Genomic DNA, 15,377 nt, shown 5'->3' on the forward strand with positions numbered 1-15,377 from the left:
CACGCCGAGCAGGCTCGCCGACAGGCCGGTCGCCAGCGATTGCGACAAGACGCTCACGATGTTCCTCCCGTCGCCCCGATGCCTGCCGCCTACATCGTCCTCCAGTCGCCGATGCGCTCGAAGGCGGACGCCGCCCGGTAGATCGTGCTTTCCTCGTAATGCTTGCCGATCAGCATCATGCCGATCGGCAGGCCCTCGGACAGGCCCACGGGAATGGTCATGGCCGGATGTCCGGTCGTGTCGAAGGGACAGGTGTTGGTGATCATCTCGAAGGCGCGCTGGATGTAGAGCGCAAGCGAGGCATCCGCCGGCGGGATCTTCTGCGCCTTGATCGGCATGGTCGGCATCAGCAGCAGGTCGTACTGGCCGAGCGCGGCGTCATAGGCCGCGCGCAGCCGCCGCGACAGGTTCTGCGCCTTGGCATAGTAGTGGCCGCGGTGGTGCTTGAGCATGTACTCGCCCACGAACATCGATATCTTGAGGCTCTTCGACAGTTCGTCGGCGCGGCTGCGCCAGTTGGAATGATAGTCGAGCAGGCTCGTCACGTAGAGCCCCTTCCAGCCGGTGGCGAAGCCGTTGCCGTGCATCATGATGTCGGTGAGGCCCTCCAGCGCGATCGGCGTCCAGATCGCCTGTCCCTGCAGATGCATCGGTACCGAGATGTCCTCGACGGTCGCGCCGAGCTCGCGGAAACGCTGCGCGGCCTTGCGCACCTTGCCGTCGACGTCCGGTTCCGAGTTGGCGAGCCCGAAACCCTCCCGCACCACGCCGATGCGCATGCCCGAGACGCCGCGACCGAGCGCGTCGGTATAGCGGTCGAGACGCGGCGCATACTGGCGCGGGTCGAGCCCGTCCTCGCCGGCGATCACCTCGAGCAGCAATGCGTTGTCGCGGACGTTCTGGGTGATCGGCCCGGCATGGTCGATCGTCGGCTCGATCGGCATGACGCCGGTATAGGGCACGAGCCCGTGCGTGGGCTTCATGCCGTAGGCGCCGCAGAAGGAGGCGGGCATGCGGATCGAACCGCCCTGGTCGCCGCCGATCGCCATGTCCACCTCGCCCGCCCCGACGAGCGCGCCCGAACCCGAGGAGGATCCGCCGGCGATGTAGCCCGTCTTCCACGGATTGTGCACGGGTCCGGTCGCGTTGGTATGGCTGCCGCCCGACAGGCAGAAGTATTCGCAATGCGCTTTGCCGACGATCGTGCCGCCGGCATCGAGGATTCGCGTCACCACGGTGGCGTCGACGTCGGGCGTATAGCCTTCCAGCGTCGAGGCGCCGTTCATCATCGGCACGCCGGCGAGGCAGACGTTGTCCTTCAGCACGATCGTGCGGCCCGACAGCGGCCCGGAATGCGCGCCACGCACTTCCGACTTCACATACCAGGCATTCATCGGGTTCTCCGCCGCCGAAGGCCGGTAGCCGGGCGTGCGCGGATATTTCACCTGCGGCAGGTTGTCGGGCATCGACGCGACGACGTCGTAGGCCTGGAACGTCCCTTCCATCAGGGTCATGTAGTCCATCAGCTCGCGGTCACCCATGGACATGTGGAGGCCGCCGACGAGGCTGCGCATCTGCTCCAGCGTGGGTCGCCTGACGTGCATGGGGTACTCCCTGGGAAGATCGGTTGCGGCCGGCTCCGGCCGTCGCGGCATCGAGGGCGCTGCGGCAGGAGGGGCGGCTGGGATGGAGGATGGATAGGACGCGGCGGTGTGGACCGCGTGACGCGGCGGTGCGGGCGAGAGCACCGCATGGGCGGGCAGAGCCGGATTGCTGGCCGGCCCGAAGGTCGGGACGGCTGGCAGTCCCTGCGCGGTGCCGCCGGCGGGACGGGCGCCCGCCGGCTTCGCCGCGGGATGGGACGAAACGGCATGGCTGCCGCCCGCACGCGTGCGCCGGACCGAGCCGAAGCCCAGGAACTCCTCCACCTGGCGCGGATCCTTCAGCGCCTCGGCATGGATCTCGCCGGTGATGCGGCCGCGTTCCAGAACGACGACCCGATCGGACAGCGTGGCGATGAACTCGAAATTCTGCTCGACCAGCACCACGGTTAATCCGCGGCTCCTGCGCAGCTTCGTCAGCGTGTCCTCGATCTCCTCGATGATCGACGGCTGGATGCCTTCGGTCGGCTCGTCGAGGAGCAGCAGCCACGGATTGCCCATCAGACAGCGGGCAAGGGCCAGGAGCTGCTGCTCGCCACCCGAGAGCGCCCCGCCGTCCCGGTCGAGCAGGCGGGTGACGCGCGGGAAGTCGGCGAGCACGCGCTCCACCGCCTCCGCCTCGTCGATCCCGGTATCGGCATGCCAGGCCATGCGCAGATTGTCGCGGACCGACAGCTTCGGGAAGATCCCCCTGCCCTGCGGCACGTAGCCGATGCCGCGCTGCGAGCGCTGGTGCGGGGCAAGTCCGGTGATGTCCTCGCCATCGAGCCGCACCGAACCGCCGGTCGCCGGGATGAACCCCATCACGGTCTTGAGCAGCGTCGACTTGCCCATGCCGTTGTGGCCGAGAATGCCGACGATCTCGTCGGATGCGACGGTCAGGTCGATCCCGTGCAGCACGGGAATGCGGCCGTAGCCGGCGGTCAGGCCTCGGATTTCGAGGGCGGAGCGGGTATCGGTCATGTCGCTACCCCCTCTTGCCCAGATAGACGTCACGCACCCGCTGGTCGCTCATCACCGCCTCGACATTGTCCTCCATCAGGATCGCGCCCTGCGAGAACACCGTGATCTCCGCCGCGATCGACCGGATGAACTGCATGTCGTGCTCGACGATGATGAGGGCCGCGTCGCGGTTGATCTCGTGGATGATCGCCACCATGCGCTCCACCTCCTCGGCGGTCATGCCGGCAGCCGGTTCGTCGAGGAGCACCAGCCAGGGCCGCGCGGCGATGACGATGCCGAGCTCGACGCGCTGGCGCTCGCCATGAGCGAGCCGCCCGACGGTCGCCCGCGCGATGTCGCCGAGGTCCAGTCGCTCGATCACCTCCGCGGTTGTCCGGTCGGCTTCCTTGGTTCCTGACAGACGGTAGGCGGAGAGCCAGATGTTCTCGCGCACCGACAGCCCGTCCATGACGCTCGGCACCTGCGTCTTGATGCCGATGCCCAACCGCGCGACATATTGCGGATCCCACCCGGTGGTCTCGACGTCGTCGATGAAGACCTCGCCGGAGGTCGGCTTCAGGATGCCTGTGAGGCAGCGGAAGAAGGTCGTCTTCCCGGCGCCGTTCGGCCCGATCAGGCAGCGCAGTTCCTTGCGGCGCAGCTTGAAGTTCACGTTGTCGACGGCCGTCACGCCGCCGAAGCGCATGGTGAGACCGCGGGTCTCCAGAACGACGTCAGCCATCGGTGCGCCCCCTGCCCCGCCGGCCGCGCCGTGCCGCATTCGGACGGTTGCGGCGCGAGGTTCCGGCGAAGGCCGACATCAGCGACGGCACGACGCCGCGCGGCAGGACCAGCACCACCACCACCAGGATCAGCCCCATGATCAGCACGTTGTCGACCGCCGTCTGCTGGCCGAGTGCGAACTTCAGATAGCCGAGCACGGCCGCGCCCAGCACCGGTCCCACCAGCGTGCCGAGCCCGCCGACGATGCACCAGATGATGATCTCGGCCGACTGTCCGAGCGAGAACAGGCCGGGCGTCACGATCTCGGCCCAGGAGGCATAGAGCGCACCTGCGAGCCCCGCGATCCCGCCGCCGATCGCGAACAGCACCGACTTCCGGAAGCGCGCGTCGTAACCCATCAGCTCGACGCGGTTCTCGTTCTCCCGGATCGCCACCGCGATGCGTCCGAAGGGACTGGCCAGCAGCAGCCGCACCAGCACGTAGACGAGGAGCAGGATGACGAAGGAGACGTAGTAGAGGCTGGAATCGTAGATGTAGGCGGACGGATCCCCCGGCACGTTCAGCGTCTGGTAGCCGGGCATGCCGTTGTAGCCGCCGAGCCGTGCCTGGCCGATCTGGTACTCGGGGCCGGCCGTCGTGTTCATGAAGCGGAAGAAGATCAACGTCACCACCAGCGTGATGACCCCCATGTAGACGTCGGTGAGCCGGCCGTAGAACATCATGGCCCCGAGCAGGAAGGCAAAGACGAAGGGCACCGCGATCGCGATCAGCATCGGCACCGTGCTCTCGCCGATGTTGGCGGCCGAGACCGCATAGGCATAGGCGCCGAGACCGTAGAAGGCGGCCTGCCCGAAGCACAGGATGCCGCCGAAACCCCAGATCAGCCCGAGGCTGAGCGCCAGCAACCCGTAGATCACGAGCAGCGTCAGCGTGTAGTAGTTGAGCACGAGCGGGGCGACGAACATCAGAACGATGCCCGCCAGCACCACCCAGGCGGCATCGCGAAGCCTGATCGCCTCCATCACAGCCGTCCCTTGAAGAAGCGCCCGGTGATGCCTTGCGGCAGGAGGCGCAGCAGGACGATGGCCGCCACCAGCAGCGCGACCTCGCCGATCACCGGACCGGACAGGAAGGTGAAGGTCTGCGAGACGAGGCCGAAGACGGTCGCGCTGGACAGCAGGCCGAGCACGATCGAGGCGCCACCGGAAATCACGGTGATGAAGGCCTTGGCGATGTAGGCCGACCCCCAGGTCGGCACCAGCCCGACCAGCGGGGCGAGCACGCCCCCGGCAAGACCAGCCAGAGCGGAGCCGACGAAGAAGGTGCTCATGTAGACGCGGTCCGGGCTGTAGCCGAGAGCGGCCGCCATGTCCGCGCTCTGCATGGTGCCGCGAGCGACGAGACCCAGCCGCGTCCCGCGCAGGATGGCATAGGCGGCGACGAGCAGCAGGATCGACACGACGATGATGAAGAAGTTGTAGCCGTTGATCTGGTAGGCGCCGAGCGTGAAGCCCGAAATCGGGGTCGACACGCCGGTCGTCGTGTTCCCGAAGATCATCACCGCCGCGCCGGTGAAGGCGAGGCTCAGGCCCCAGGTGGCGAGCATCGTATCCACAAGCCGGCCGTAGAGGAACCGGATCACCAGCCGCTCCACGACGAGGCCGATCACCCCGACCACCAGCGGCGCCACGATCAGCATGGCGATGTAGACGTTGATCCCGGCCTGCACCGCAATGATCGTGGCATAGCCGCCCATCATCATGAACTCGCCATGGGCGAGGTTGATGACGCGCATCATGCCGAACACCACCGCGAGCCCCGCGCTGATCAGCACCAGAACCGCGATGGAATACAGGATTTCGAGGGTGAAGACGGCTGCGAGGTCCATGCCGGTCCCGTGAGCGGAGAAAGTTCGGTCGGAGCGCGGTGAAAGATTGCTGCGCTGGCGCGCAAGCAGCCCTCACCGTCACGCTCCGCGTGCCACCTCTCCCCCAGCGCGGGGGGAGAGGAAAGCCGCTGCCTTCGTGGCTTCGGCTTCTGGAGACCTGCGGCGCCGACCCGCCCTTGCTTCCTCTCCCCCGGTCGGGGGGGGGGGCCGGAGAACGGGCGAGACGAGCGGCTCGCCCCGGCTCGGTGGCCGCGAAGCGGACGGTGCGGGGCGGCTTGCCGCCCCGTCTTACAGCCTCAGATCTTGATCTCGTACTGCTGGTTGTCGTCTGGATTGGCGACGAGGTCGCAGACGAGCTGCGTGTCGATCGGCGGGCGCGCGCCGAAGCTCTGCAGCACGTTGAGCTTCTGCCCCCGCATCTCCATCAGGTGAACGTCGAGCGTGGCATGGTGCGTCTTGGGATCGATCGTCACCTTGCCGGCCGGACCGTCGAGCGACAGGCCGCCGTCGAGCGCCTCGATGACCTTCGCCTGCTCGACCGAACCCGCGGCCTTGACGGCCTCGGCCCACAGCAGGATGCCCTGGTAGTTCGAGACGGCAAGCTCGTGGATGTTGGGCACCGTCTCGGCCCCGTGCATCTCGCCCCAGGCGGTGGTGAAGGCCTTGTTGGCCGGCGTGTCGAGTTCGGGCGAGTAGTTGTAGCACACCACGATCCCGTCGCCCTCCTCGGGCGTCAGCACCAGATGCTCGGAGCCGACGCCGAGCGTCGTGGAAGCCAGCGGGATGCGCGACTTCATGCCCGCCGCCGCCCACTGGCGGTAGAAGGAGAGGTGCGCGCCGCCGACCAGCGCCGAGTAGACCATGTCCGGCGCCGCCGTCTGGATCTTGGTGATGGTCGAGCCGAAGTCCGACACGTCGAGCGGGAAGAAGTCGACCGCCACGGTCTCGCCGCCTCCGTCCTTGAAGTACTTCTGGATCCAGCGGGCCATCAGCTGGCCGTAATTGTAGTCGGCGGCCAGGATGTAGACCTTCTTGCCCCACTTCTCCATCGTGTAGGGGATCTGCACCTCCGTCGTCTGCGCCGGCGTCACGCCGGTGACGAAGCAGTTGCGGTCGCAGACGCCGCCTTCGTACTGGATGTTGTAGAAATAGAGCGTGTTGGCGCGGCGCAGCGTCTGGCGGATCGCTTCGCGCGAAGCCGACAGGATGCCGCCGTGGACGACGTCGACCTTGTCCTGGCGCGTCAGCTGCTGGGCGTACTGCGTGTAGAGCGCCATGTTGGACTGCGTGTCGTAGCCGATGTGCTCGACCGGTCGCCCGAGCAGGCCGCCGCCGTCGTTGATCTGCTTGACGGCGAGCTTCACCGCCATGTCGATCGGCTTGCCGTAGGCGTCGAAGATGCCCGAAATGTCGAACACCGTGCCGAGCTTGATCGGATCGGCCGCGAAGGCGTTGCGGATGAAGGCGGGGCTCGCCAGCACGGCCGAGCCGGCGGCCGCGCTCTTGAGGATCGTGCGTCTGGAAATCGTCATTGTCTTCCCCTTTTCTGGTTCCCGACGCGTCTCCCGGCGCGCCGGCATGGCCTGTGTCGATTGTGGTCGGTGAGAGGCGTCGGCCACTCAGTCCTTCTTGCGAACCGGCGACCGGTTGATGGCGTCGAGCGCGCGTGCGCCGAGATTGTGATCCATCTCGACGCCGATCTCCTCGCCGAGCTTCTTGATCATCGGGAAGCCGATCGCCATCCCCATGATGGAATCGAGCGCCGACTGGAACCCGCCCTGCCCGCCGCCGCCGCCACCCTCGCCGCTGCCGCCGCCGACCGGGCCGAGGCCCGAAATGTGGTTGATGCGGATGGAGTCGATCTTCTCGACGGGCTTCATCATCTGCGCCGTGATGTCCGGCAGCATGTCGAGCTTGTGCATCTCCAGCCGCAACCGCAGGATCTGCTCGCTCTGGGCGTTCTCGGCCTCGATCATCGCCGCCCGGCCTTCCGATTCGGCGATCAGCCGGTGACGTTCGGCCTCCGCCTTCACCTGCGCAGCGTTGCTCTCCGCCTTGGCCAGCGACAGGATGGTGTCGACCTGCGACTTGACCTTCTGGTCGTCGACCTCGGCGTCCTCGCGCGCCTTGAGCAGCGCGAGCTGCCTGCCGCGTTCGGCGGCCAGCACGTCGCGCTCGGTCTGGACGGCTTCCTGAGCCTTGACGAGTTCGGTCTTGGCGGCCTCGAACCCGGCCTCGGCGATCTGTTCCTCGCCGCGCTTGGCGGCGATGCGGATGGAATTGTCGATCTTGGCCGTTTCCACTGCGAGGAGCGCCTCGATCTCCTGCTTGCGCAGCGAGAGATCCCGGTCGATCTCGGCGCGCTTGACCTCGCCGGCCTTGGCGATGCGCGCTTCCTCGGCGAGCCGCTCGGCGGTCGTGCGGGCATTCTGGATCTCGGTGTCGAGATCGATGCGCCGGCGCTCGATGTCGAGCCGCTTGGCCAGCTCCGCCTCCTCCTGCTCGCGCTCGATCTGCAGCCGATGCCTGGTCTGGTCGAGCAGGCGGCGCCGGATCTCGACGTCGGCCTCCGTCTCCACCTGCACCCGCGCCTTCTTGTTGTGGCTGACCAGTTCGGCGAGCTTGCGCATGCCGACCGCGTTGAAGGCGTTGTTCTCGTCGAGCGCGTTGAACGGCGTCTGGTCGAGCCGCACCAGCGAAACCGAATCGAGCATGAGGCCCGACCGGGCGAGATTGGGGGCAAGCCGCGCCGAGACCGCCTCGACGAAGGCGTCGCGCTTCTCGTGCAGTTCGTCCATCGATCGGCTGGCGACCGCCGACTGGATCGCGTCGACCAGCTTGCCCTCGATCAGGCCCTGCATCTCCTCCTCGCGGAAGGTCTTGGAGCCGAAGGCCTGCGCGGCGGTCGCCACGCCCGCTTCCGACGGGTCCACCCGGACGTGGAACTCCATCGCCACGTCGACGCGCAGCCGGTCTTCCGAAATGAGGGATGCCGCGCCCTGGCGCTCGATCCTGAGCCGCGTCGTGCGCATGTTGATGCGCTCGATACGGTGCAGGATCGGCAGCGACAGCGCGCCGCCATCGATCAGCACGCGCCGGCCGCCGAGGCCCGTTCGCACCAGCGCCGTCTCGCGCGTCGACTTGGCATAGAAGCGGTTCAGGAACAGCACGCCGAGGACGATCGCGACGACCAGAACGACCAAAGCCAGAAACCAGGCCACGCATACCTCCGTTTCGATGGGAGCGGGACCGGCGCGCCAGGCACGCGATTCCCTTGAACCGACTGGAAGCTAGCGCAGGAACATTTTCCGTTTCAAGCTTTTTTCTTCGCCGTCCGGACAAGGCCGGAACACGGACGCGTCCGGTCTCTCGTGCGCCTGCGATCTCAGGCGAGTCGCGCCACGACGGAGAACAGATGCCCGTCGGCGCGCGCGAGGTAGATCGGGTTCTCCTTCCGCTCGTTGGAGAGGAACGCCCCGCCCCTGGCGCTGCGCCACGTGACCGGTGCCCCGCGCGGCCGCTTGCCGTCGACCAGCGCCGCATAGAAGTGCAGGCCCTCGTAGATCGACTGCCCGAGCGCGTTGAGCACCGGGGCATGCTCGCGGTGCAGGCTGCGGTAGCGCTCGACGAAAGAGAGGTTTGCCTCGGTCCTGAGCCCGGCGAAGTAGGAGGATGCGGCATAGAGGCGTCGCGTATGGTCGGCCCCCGTCGCAAGCAGGACGTTCTCCTCGATGGCGGTGGAGAAGCGCACGATCGAACGGTCCAGCCCCATGGCCCCGAACACCCGATTGAACTCGACCGCTTCCTGGCCGATCAGCGACAGGAGCACGATGTCGGGGCGACTCGCGGCGATCTGCTCGACGAGCTCGACCGGTTCCTCGAGTCCGAAGGGAACGTAGGTCTCGAACACGACCTGTCCGTCGGACGCGGCGATGCAGTGGCGGGCATAGCGGTGCGAGGCGCGCGGCCAGACATAGTCGTTCCCGACGAGGGCCCAGCGCCGCACGCCCAGGGAAGCCGCGAGGTGCCGGATCGCCGGTGCAAGCTGCTCCCGGGGCGTCTCTCCGATGGTGAAGCAGGCGGGTGCCTGCTCGTTGCCCTCGTAGAGCGGCGTGTAGACATAGGGGATGCGACCGCCGAGCACCGCATTCAGGCGCTGCCGCACCGAACTCACATGCATGCCGACCACCGCGTCGACGCCGCCGTCGTCGATCAGCTCATTGAGCTGCTCGACAGCCGTCTCGACGACGGAATCGTCGGCATCGAGGTAGACGAGTTCGACTTCGCGGTCGCCGATGCCGCGGGTGCGGTTGATCTCGTGCAGCGCGAGTTCCGCGCAGGAGATGCAGGACGGTCCCCAGATTCCAGCCGATCCGCTCATCGGGATCAGCACCGCGATGCGTGTCCGAGGGCGCCCTGCGAAGAACAGGCTTCCGCGCCGGCCGAAGCCGAAGGCGTGGCCGCCTCCGTTCACGCCATGACGCAGCGCCGATCGCTCGATCATCCGGGTTCAAGCCCCTGTCAGTTCCCGCTGTGTTGTTTTTCTTTTCCGAATTAAGTATCTGAAGCAACAAACGATGGCAATCGGCCCGGCGGCGATTCGTATGCCGGCAACCGAAGCCGACCTCCGGGAGAGGAACGTGTCCGAACGATCGCTGAGCGACTATCTGGCCTACCTGGTGGCCCAGACGCACCGCAAGCTGCATGGCGACCTCGAGCGGGAACTCCAGGCCGAAGGCGTCAGCGTCGAGCAGTGGCGGATGCTCGAGGTGCTGAGCGAGCGGCGTGCTCTCTCGATGGGCGAGATCGCCGATCTCGTCCTGATGAACCACCCGGCGCTGACCAAGATGACCGACCGCATGGTGTCGCGCGGCCTCGTCCACCGCCTGCCCGATCCGCAGGATCAGCGGCGCGTGCTCGTCACCATCACGGACCTCGGCTACGAACTGTTCGAGCGCGTGCGCGGTCATGTCGAGGAGCAGAACTCGGCTCTCGAGGAACGCCTCGGCCACCGGCGATCCGCCGCGCTGCGAAAGCTGCTCGGCAGCGTGATCGATCTCGGGGTGGCCGGGCGCTAGGGCATGTCTCCCGAAAGCGGGCACGGTTTCGGGAGAAAGACATGGAAGACAAGACGCTAAAGCGTGCGGCGCGGATCTGAATGGCCGCGACACGCTCCGGATTCCGGCGCCGGCGCCGGAATCCCGCCGGTCACGGCATATAGCCGCCGCCGTTCACCCAGAGAACCTGGCCCGTCATGTAGGCACTGTCCGCGCCGAGCAGGAACCGGATCGGGCCGACCACGTCCTCGGGGTAGGCCAGCCGCTTCATCGGGATCGCGTTGCGGTAGGCGTCGAGGGCGACCACGCTCTCCCCGTTCTCGTTCGAGCGTCCGGTGCCGCCGCGCAGGAATGCGGTGTCGACGAGGCCCGGAGCGACGGCGTTGACCCTGACGGTGAGCGCCCATTCGTGGGCGAAGGTCTTGGTCAGCGCCACGACGCCGGCCTTGGCCGCGGCGTAGGAGCCGTAGCCCGGTCGCACGAACTGCGCGAGGCCGGAGGCCACCATCACCACGCTGCCGCCCTTCGCCATCAGCGGCATGACCGCCTTCGTCGAAAGGAACGCGCCGCGCAGGTTTCCGGCGATCACGTCGTCGAAATAGTCGCTCGACGTTTCGGCCAGAGGCTGGATGCGGCTGTTGTAGCCGGCGAGGTTGACGAAGCCGTCGAGCGCCGGGAAGCGCCCGGCGACATCCCGCATGGCCGCGCCGATCGAGGCCTCGCTGAGCACGTCGATCGCAATCGACGGCACGTCGATCGCGTGGCGCTCCAGCGACGCGGCGAGATCCAGCACGACGACCTCGTCGCCGGAGTCCGCCAGCGCCTTGACCAGGGCGCGGCCGATGCCGCCGGCACCGCCGAGCACGGCGATCCTGCGGGCGGCGGTCACCGGTCGTTCCTCATCGGCAGGGAGCGGAGATAGGCGATGATCTCGGCTTCGGAGACCACGTCCGCATATTTGGCGTTCATGTCGAACAGGTTCGCCTCGTGCGGCGCCGGATGCCGGTCGCCGCAGGCGTCGCGAACCACGCTCGTGGTGAAGCCGTAGGACATGGAGTCCACGCAGGAGGCCCGCACGCATCCCGACGTCGTCAGCCCGGTCAGGATGACGCTGTCGATGCCCATCGCCGTCAGCGTCGATGCCAGCGACGTGCCGAAGAAGGCGCTCGGATACTGCTTGGTGACGACGATCTCGTCGTCGCGCGGTACGAGACCTTCGGCGAAGGCGGCCGTCTTCTGTCCCTTCACGAAAGCCTTCAGCGGCTTCGCCTTCTCGAAGAAGCGCCCGCCATTGACCCCGCCCGGCTGATAGCTCACCTCGGTCAGGACGACCGGCACGCCAACCTCGTGCGCGACCTCGCGAATGCGCAAGGCCGAGGCGAGCGCATCGTCGACACCGGCATAGAGATCGCAGTCCCTGTCGAAATAGGCATGCGCGAAGTCGATCAGCACCAGGGCCGGCTTCTTGCCGAAGCCGGCACGGTTTCCGTAGGCTTTCGCGTAGTTTGCGTCGAGATCCTCACTCATGGCGCATCTCCTTGCGGCTGGCGTCTCAGACCTGGGCGTACTTCTTCTCGAAATCCCAGACGTCCTGGAAGCCGATCAGCTTGTTGAACTCGGCGAAGGAATAGAGTTCCACGGCGTCCGTCGTCTCGCCATTCTTCAGCAGGTCGGCATAGGCCTTTTCGAGCGCCGCGCCCACGGAGAGGAAGCCCACGGCCGGATGGATGGCGATCGAATAGCCCATCTCGTGCAGGGTCTTTGCGGGAAGCAGCGGGGTGCGTCCGCCGTTGACCATGTTGGCGAAGAGCGGCGCGTCGATCTCGTCGGCCACCCGCTTCATCTCGTCGACGCTCTCCGGCGACTCGATGAACACCACGTCGGCGCCGGCCTTCGCGAAGGCCTTGCCGCGCCGGATCGCCTCGTCGATGCCGAGACCGGTGCGCGAATCCGTGCGCGCAATGATCAGGAAGTCGTCGGACTTGCGGCTGTCGGCGGCCACCTCGATCTTGCGGACCATGTCCTCCAGCGGGATGACGCGCCGGTTGGGCGTGTGGCCGCATTTCTTGGGGAACTCCTGGTCCTCCATCTGCATGGCGGTCACGCCGGCGTCCTCGTAGCCGCGCACCGTGTGGCGCACGTTGAGAAGACCGCCATAGCCGGTATCGGCATCGGCGATGACGGGCTTGGAGGTCATCTTCACGATCTGGGCGATGCGTTCGATCATGTCGCGATAGGTCGCGATGCCGGCGTCCGGTTCGCCGAGATAGGAAGCGACCGTGCCGTAGCCGGTCACGTAGAGCGCCTTGAAGTCCATCCGGTCGGCGATCAGCGCCGAAATCAGCTCGAATACGCCGGGCGCGAGAACGAAGTCCTTGTTCTTCAGCGCGGCCTTGAGTGCGGGATCTGCCATTGTCTTCCTGTCCTTGGGTCTTTTTTCAGTGGTTGCGCAGGAGCTGTCCCAGCCCCGCGAGACGGTCGTCGATGCCTGCCGTGCGCAGGATCGACCAGAAGGTCGCCTGATTGGACGTCACGACCGGCACGCCGAGCACCGCTTCCAGCTGCTCGACGAGCGGCAGCGTCGGAAAGTCGGTGCAGGTGATCAGCAGGGCTTCGCTGCCCGGCACGAAGGCCGCACGCGCATGGGCGGCCACCTGCTCGATCGGTGTCTCGGCGATGCGGACGTAGTCCTGCGGGCCGCTGGCGCCGATGCCCAGCCCGATCAGCTTTTCGACGGCGAAGCCGTTCTCCTCCAGGAAATGGGTCTCGTGCTCGTTAAGCCGGTCGGCATAGGGCGTCGCGACCGACAGCCGCGTCACGCCCAGCTTTTTCAGCGCCGCGATGATGGAAGCCGAGGTGGTGACCGCCTTGACCCCCGTCCGCGCCGTCAGGTCGTCGGGAAGCGAATCGACCGGATTGATCATCGATCCCGCCGTGCAGGCATAGGCGACCGCGTCGACCCGTGCCTGCTTCAGCATGGCGAAGACCTCTTCGAGGTCGTCCATCAGGGCCTTCCTGCCCGCCTCGCTGGCGGTATCGGCGTGCAGCTTCATGCGGTGGGTGTGGAAGGTGACGCCGTCGGGCACCATGCGCATCCACTCGGCCTCGTTCACCGTATTCGTCGGCGGCACGATGAGCCCGAGCTTCGCGCGCTGGCTGTAGACGGACAGGTGACGGCACGGCATCAGGGACGCTCCATGTCGGCCCCTCCGGACCGACCTTTTTTTGTGCAGATGAATTCGCACAGCCTGCCGATAAATGTCCATACCTTTTTCGCCGTTCCGCGATCACGACCCATTGTGGGTGAATGGAGCAGGAACGGTGGTCGATCTTGCGCAACGCCGCCGGGTGCGCCAGATACGACATAATTGTCCATACGTCCGGGACGAATGCCAGAAGAGGCCGCGACACCATGGCTGACACGACGAGCCTTGCCGGCGAGGCAGCGGGCGACGGCCCGCGCTATGTTCGGATTCAGAAGGTTCTGGAGGAGCGCCTGGTCGAGGGCGTCTATCCGGTCGGCTCGCTGATTCCCACCGAGATCGAACTCGCCGCCGAATTCAACACCTCCCGCTTCACGATCCGCGAGGCGCTGCGCTACCTGCGTGAACATGGCTATGTGGAGCGGCGCCAGGGCGTCGGCACCCGCGTCATCTCCAGCAGTCCCCACTCCACCTTCTTCCGCTCCTTCGGCTCGCTGGAGGAACTGTTCCAGATCGCCGTCGAGACCTACTACGTCATCCTCTACACGAAACGGATCGCCCTCGATCCCGAGCTGGCGGAACTGGTCGGAGGCCTGCCGGGCGAGGAATGGTTCGAGGTGGCGGGCGTGCGCTGGACGCGGCCCGGCGGCACGCCGATCTGCTACATCCAGAGCTATATCCCCTCCCGGTTCGAACACCTGATTCCGCTGCTCGACGGCCATCAGGGACCTTTCTTCGCCCTGCTCGAGCGCCACTCCGACGGAAAGATCGAGGAAGCGGTCCAGGAGATCCGCGCCCTGCCCATGCCGAGCGAGATCGAGCGGCAGCTCGGTCTGTCCAAGGGGTCCTGGGCGCTCCAGTTGCTGCGACGATACCTGACCGAACAGGGCATCCTGATCGCCTCGTTCAACTGGCATCCGGCCGGACAGATGGTCTACCGGATGCACATCCAGCGGGCGAAGCCGGCGATCGACTGACGGCTCCGCCGGCGCGGATGGGCTCATCCGGCGAAGGCCGGCCGGAACCCTCCCCGCTCGCGGGTGACGGTCATGCCCCAGGCGCCCCGCAGATGCGCCGGAACCAGCACCGCGCCCGTCTCCGCGGACCGTTCGAGGAGAGCGAGGCGGGTCGCCGCGGCCAGATCCCGGTCGGAGCAGAAGGCGCTCGACCAGCCGGGCTGGAAGACCTGCACCGGCGAATGGATGGCGTCGCCGCAGAACAGCGCCTGACCGTGCGACCGGCAGTCGAGGCAGAGCCCGATCTGGCCCGGCGTATGGCCGGGCATCGTCTCGATGCGCATGCCGCGCGTCAGGTCGTATCCGTCGTCGACCGTTTCGGCCAATCCGGCCTCGATCACGGGAAGGACCGAGTCCGCGTAGACGCCGTGATTGTGCGCGCCGGGCTCCCTCGCCTCGACCGCCTGCCAGTGCGCCAGTTCCGCCGTGCCCATCAGGTATCGAGCCCGCGGGAAGGTCGGCACCCAGCGGCCGTCGTCGAGACGCGTGTTCCAGCCGACGTGATCGGCATGCAGGTGGGTGCACATCACGATGTCGACCTCGTCGGGCGACACCCCGGCCGCCGCCAGCCGATCGAGGAAGCCGGTTCCCGCGCGCCGGTGCCAGTCCGCACGGCGCGGGCGCTCCTTGTGTTCGCCCACGCAGCTGTCGATCAGGATCGTCAGCCCCCCTGCCCTGAGCAGCCAGCTCTGCACGCCGAGCAGGACGTTTCCGGCCGCGAAGTCGACGTGATGGGGCGAAAGCACCGGCTCGTGATGCCGGATCGCCTCGATGTCGGCGCCCGGCATCAGGAACGACAGCGGCAGGGCAAAGGGATCGAGATCGATGATCCGCTCGAGCGTCGCGCCACCGAGATCGAACATGGT

14 protein-coding genes and 1 pseudogene are annotated in these 15,377 nt (G+C 66.9%); 2 read left to right on the forward strand and 13 right to left on the reverse strand.

Going from position 1 to position 15,377, the window contains the following annotated elements:
- Positions 1-89: 89 nt before the first annotated feature.
- The 8 genes and pseudogenes from IAI54_RS12855 to IAI54_RS12890 form a co-directional block, all read right to left on the reverse strand.
- Entirely contained in the window at positions 90-1,604 is a 1,515-nt protein-coding gene (locus tag IAI54_RS12855) for an amidase (protein WP_187973149.1), read from the reverse strand.
- 339 nt (positions 1,605-1,943) lie between these two features.
- Positions 1,944-2,624 (reverse strand): annotated as a pseudogene (locus IAI54_RS12860) (ABC transporter ATP-binding protein); the annotation flags it as partial.
- Positions 2,625-2,628: 4 nt separating this feature from the next.
- Complete coding sequence (locus IAI54_RS12865) at positions 2,629-3,345, reverse strand: ABC transporter ATP-binding protein (RefSeq protein WP_187972707.1); 717 nt, start codon at positions 3,343-3,345, stop codon at positions 2,629-2,631.
- Positions 3,338-4,369, reverse strand: a complete 1,032-nt coding sequence (locus IAI54_RS12870; RefSeq protein WP_187972708.1) for a branched-chain amino acid ABC transporter permease — start codon at positions 4,367-4,369, stop codon at positions 3,338-3,340. The genes IAI54_RS12865 and IAI54_RS12870 overlap by 8 nt, the downstream gene beginning before the upstream one ends.
- Positions 4,369-5,235, reverse strand: coding sequence for an ABC transporter permease subunit (locus IAI54_RS12875; protein ID WP_187972709.1), 867 nt, complete (start codon positions 5,233-5,235; stop codon positions 4,369-4,371). The genes IAI54_RS12870 and IAI54_RS12875 overlap by 1 nt, the downstream gene beginning before the upstream one ends.
- Positions 5,236-5,531: 296 nt before the next feature.
- Positions 5,532-6,767, reverse strand: coding sequence for an urea ABC transporter substrate-binding protein (locus IAI54_RS12880; protein ID WP_187972710.1), 1,236 nt, complete (start codon positions 6,765-6,767; stop codon positions 5,532-5,534).
- An 87-nt stretch (positions 6,768-6,854) separates the two neighbouring features.
- Complete coding sequence (locus IAI54_RS12885) at positions 6,855-8,456, reverse strand: flotillin family protein (RefSeq protein WP_187972711.1); 1,602 nt, start codon at positions 8,454-8,456, stop codon at positions 6,855-6,857.
- A 164-nt stretch (positions 8,457-8,620) separates the two neighbouring features.
- Entirely contained in the window at positions 8,621-9,739 is a 1,119-nt protein-coding gene (locus IAI54_RS12890) for a substrate-binding domain-containing protein (RefSeq protein ID WP_187972712.1), read from the reverse strand.
- 136 nt (positions 9,740-9,875) lie between these two features.
- On the opposite strand from IAI54_RS12890, the gene IAI54_RS12895 reads away from it, so the two are divergent.
- Complete coding sequence (locus IAI54_RS12895) at positions 9,876-10,313, forward strand: MarR family winged helix-turn-helix transcriptional regulator (RefSeq protein WP_187972713.1); 438 nt, start codon at positions 9,876-9,878, stop codon at positions 10,311-10,313.
- A gap of 130 nt (positions 10,314-10,443) precedes the next feature.
- Here IAI54_RS12895 and IAI54_RS12900 read toward each other — a convergent pair whose 3' ends face one another.
- Genes IAI54_RS12900 through IAI54_RS12915 form a run of 4 tightly spaced genes read right to left on the reverse strand, consistent with a single transcriptional unit; the run spans position 10,444 to position 13,477 of the window.
- On the reverse strand, positions 10,444-11,181 hold the full coding sequence (locus IAI54_RS12900) for an SDR family NAD(P)-dependent oxidoreductase (RefSeq protein WP_187972714.1): 738 nt from the start codon (positions 11,179-11,181) through the stop codon (positions 10,444-10,446).
- Complete coding sequence (locus IAI54_RS12905; RefSeq protein ID WP_187972715.1) at positions 11,178-11,819, reverse strand: isochorismatase family protein; 642 nt, start codon at positions 11,817-11,819, stop codon at positions 11,178-11,180. The genes IAI54_RS12900 and IAI54_RS12905 overlap by 4 nt, the downstream gene beginning before the upstream one ends.
- Before the next feature lie 25 nt (positions 11,820-11,844).
- Positions 11,845-12,705, reverse strand: coding sequence for an isocitrate lyase/PEP mutase family protein (locus tag IAI54_RS12910; protein WP_187972716.1), 861 nt, complete (start codon positions 12,703-12,705; stop codon positions 11,845-11,847).
- A 25-nt stretch (positions 12,706-12,730) separates the two neighbouring features.
- The gene (locus IAI54_RS12915; RefSeq protein WP_187972717.1) at positions 12,731-13,477 is read right to left on the reverse strand and encodes a maleate cis-trans isomerase family protein; all 747 of its coding nucleotides are present in this window, start codon (positions 13,475-13,477) and stop codon (positions 12,731-12,733) included.
- A 227-nt stretch (positions 13,478-13,704) separates the two neighbouring features.
- On the opposite strand from IAI54_RS12915, the gene IAI54_RS12920 reads away from it, so the two are divergent.
- Entirely contained in the window at positions 13,705-14,472 is a 768-nt protein-coding gene (locus tag IAI54_RS12920; protein ID WP_187972718.1) for a GntR family transcriptional regulator, read from the forward strand.
- A gap of 23 nt (positions 14,473-14,495) precedes the next feature.
- Here IAI54_RS12920 and IAI54_RS12925 read toward each other — a convergent pair whose 3' ends face one another.
- On the reverse strand, positions 14,496-15,374 hold the full coding sequence (locus IAI54_RS12925; RefSeq protein WP_187972719.1) for an MBL fold metallo-hydrolase: 879 nt from the start codon (positions 15,372-15,374) through the stop codon (positions 14,496-14,498).
- Positions 15,375-15,377 lie beyond the last annotated feature (3 nt).

It is taken from the genome of Aquibium microcysteis (assembly GCF_014495845.1).
GTDB lineage: Bacteria > Pseudomonadota > Alphaproteobacteria > Rhizobiales > Rhizobiaceae > Aquibium > Aquibium microcysteis.

Bases quoted from the DNA above. Each gene is read 5' to 3' on its own strand.
- IAI54_RS12910 (WP_187972716.1), bottom strand. From the start codon at position 12,705: ATGGCAGATCCCGCACTCAAGGCCGCGCTGAAGAACAAGGACTTCGTT.
- IAI54_RS12890 (WP_187972712.1), bottom strand. From the start codon at position 9,739: ATGATCGAGCGATCGGCGCTGCGTCATGGCGTGAACGGAGGCGGCCAC.
- IAI54_RS12855 (WP_187973149.1), bottom strand. From the start codon at position 1,604: ATGCACGTCAGGCGACCCACGCTGGAGCAGATGCGCAGCCTCGTCGGC.
- IAI54_RS12925 (WP_187972719.1), bottom strand. From the start codon at position 15,374: ATGTTCGATCTCGGTGGCGCGACGCTCGAGCGGATCATCGATCTCGAT.
- IAI54_RS12875 (WP_187972709.1), bottom strand. From the start codon at position 5,235: ATGGACCTCGCAGCCGTCTTCACCCTCGAAATCCTGTATTCCATCGCG.
- IAI54_RS12865 (WP_187972707.1), bottom strand. From the start codon at position 3,345: ATGGCTGACGTCGTTCTGGAGACCCGCGGTCTCACCATGCGCTTCGGC.
- IAI54_RS12905 (WP_187972715.1), bottom strand. From the start codon at position 11,819: ATGAGTGAGGATCTCGACGCAAACTACGCGAAAGCCTACGGAAACCGT.
- IAI54_RS12915 (WP_187972717.1), bottom strand. From the start codon at position 13,477: ATGCCGTGCCGTCACCTGTCCGTCTACAGCCAGCGCGCGAAGCTCGGG.
- IAI54_RS12870 (WP_187972708.1), bottom strand. From the start codon at position 4,369: ATGGAGGCGATCAGGCTTCGCGATGCCGCCTGGGTGGTGCTGGCGGGC.
- IAI54_RS12920 (WP_187972718.1), top strand. From the start codon at position 13,705: ATGGCTGACACGACGAGCCTTGCCGGCGAGGCAGCGGGCGACGGCCCG.
- IAI54_RS12880 (WP_187972710.1), bottom strand. From the start codon at position 6,767: ATGACGATTTCCAGACGCACGATCCTCAAGAGCGCGGCCGCCGGCTCG.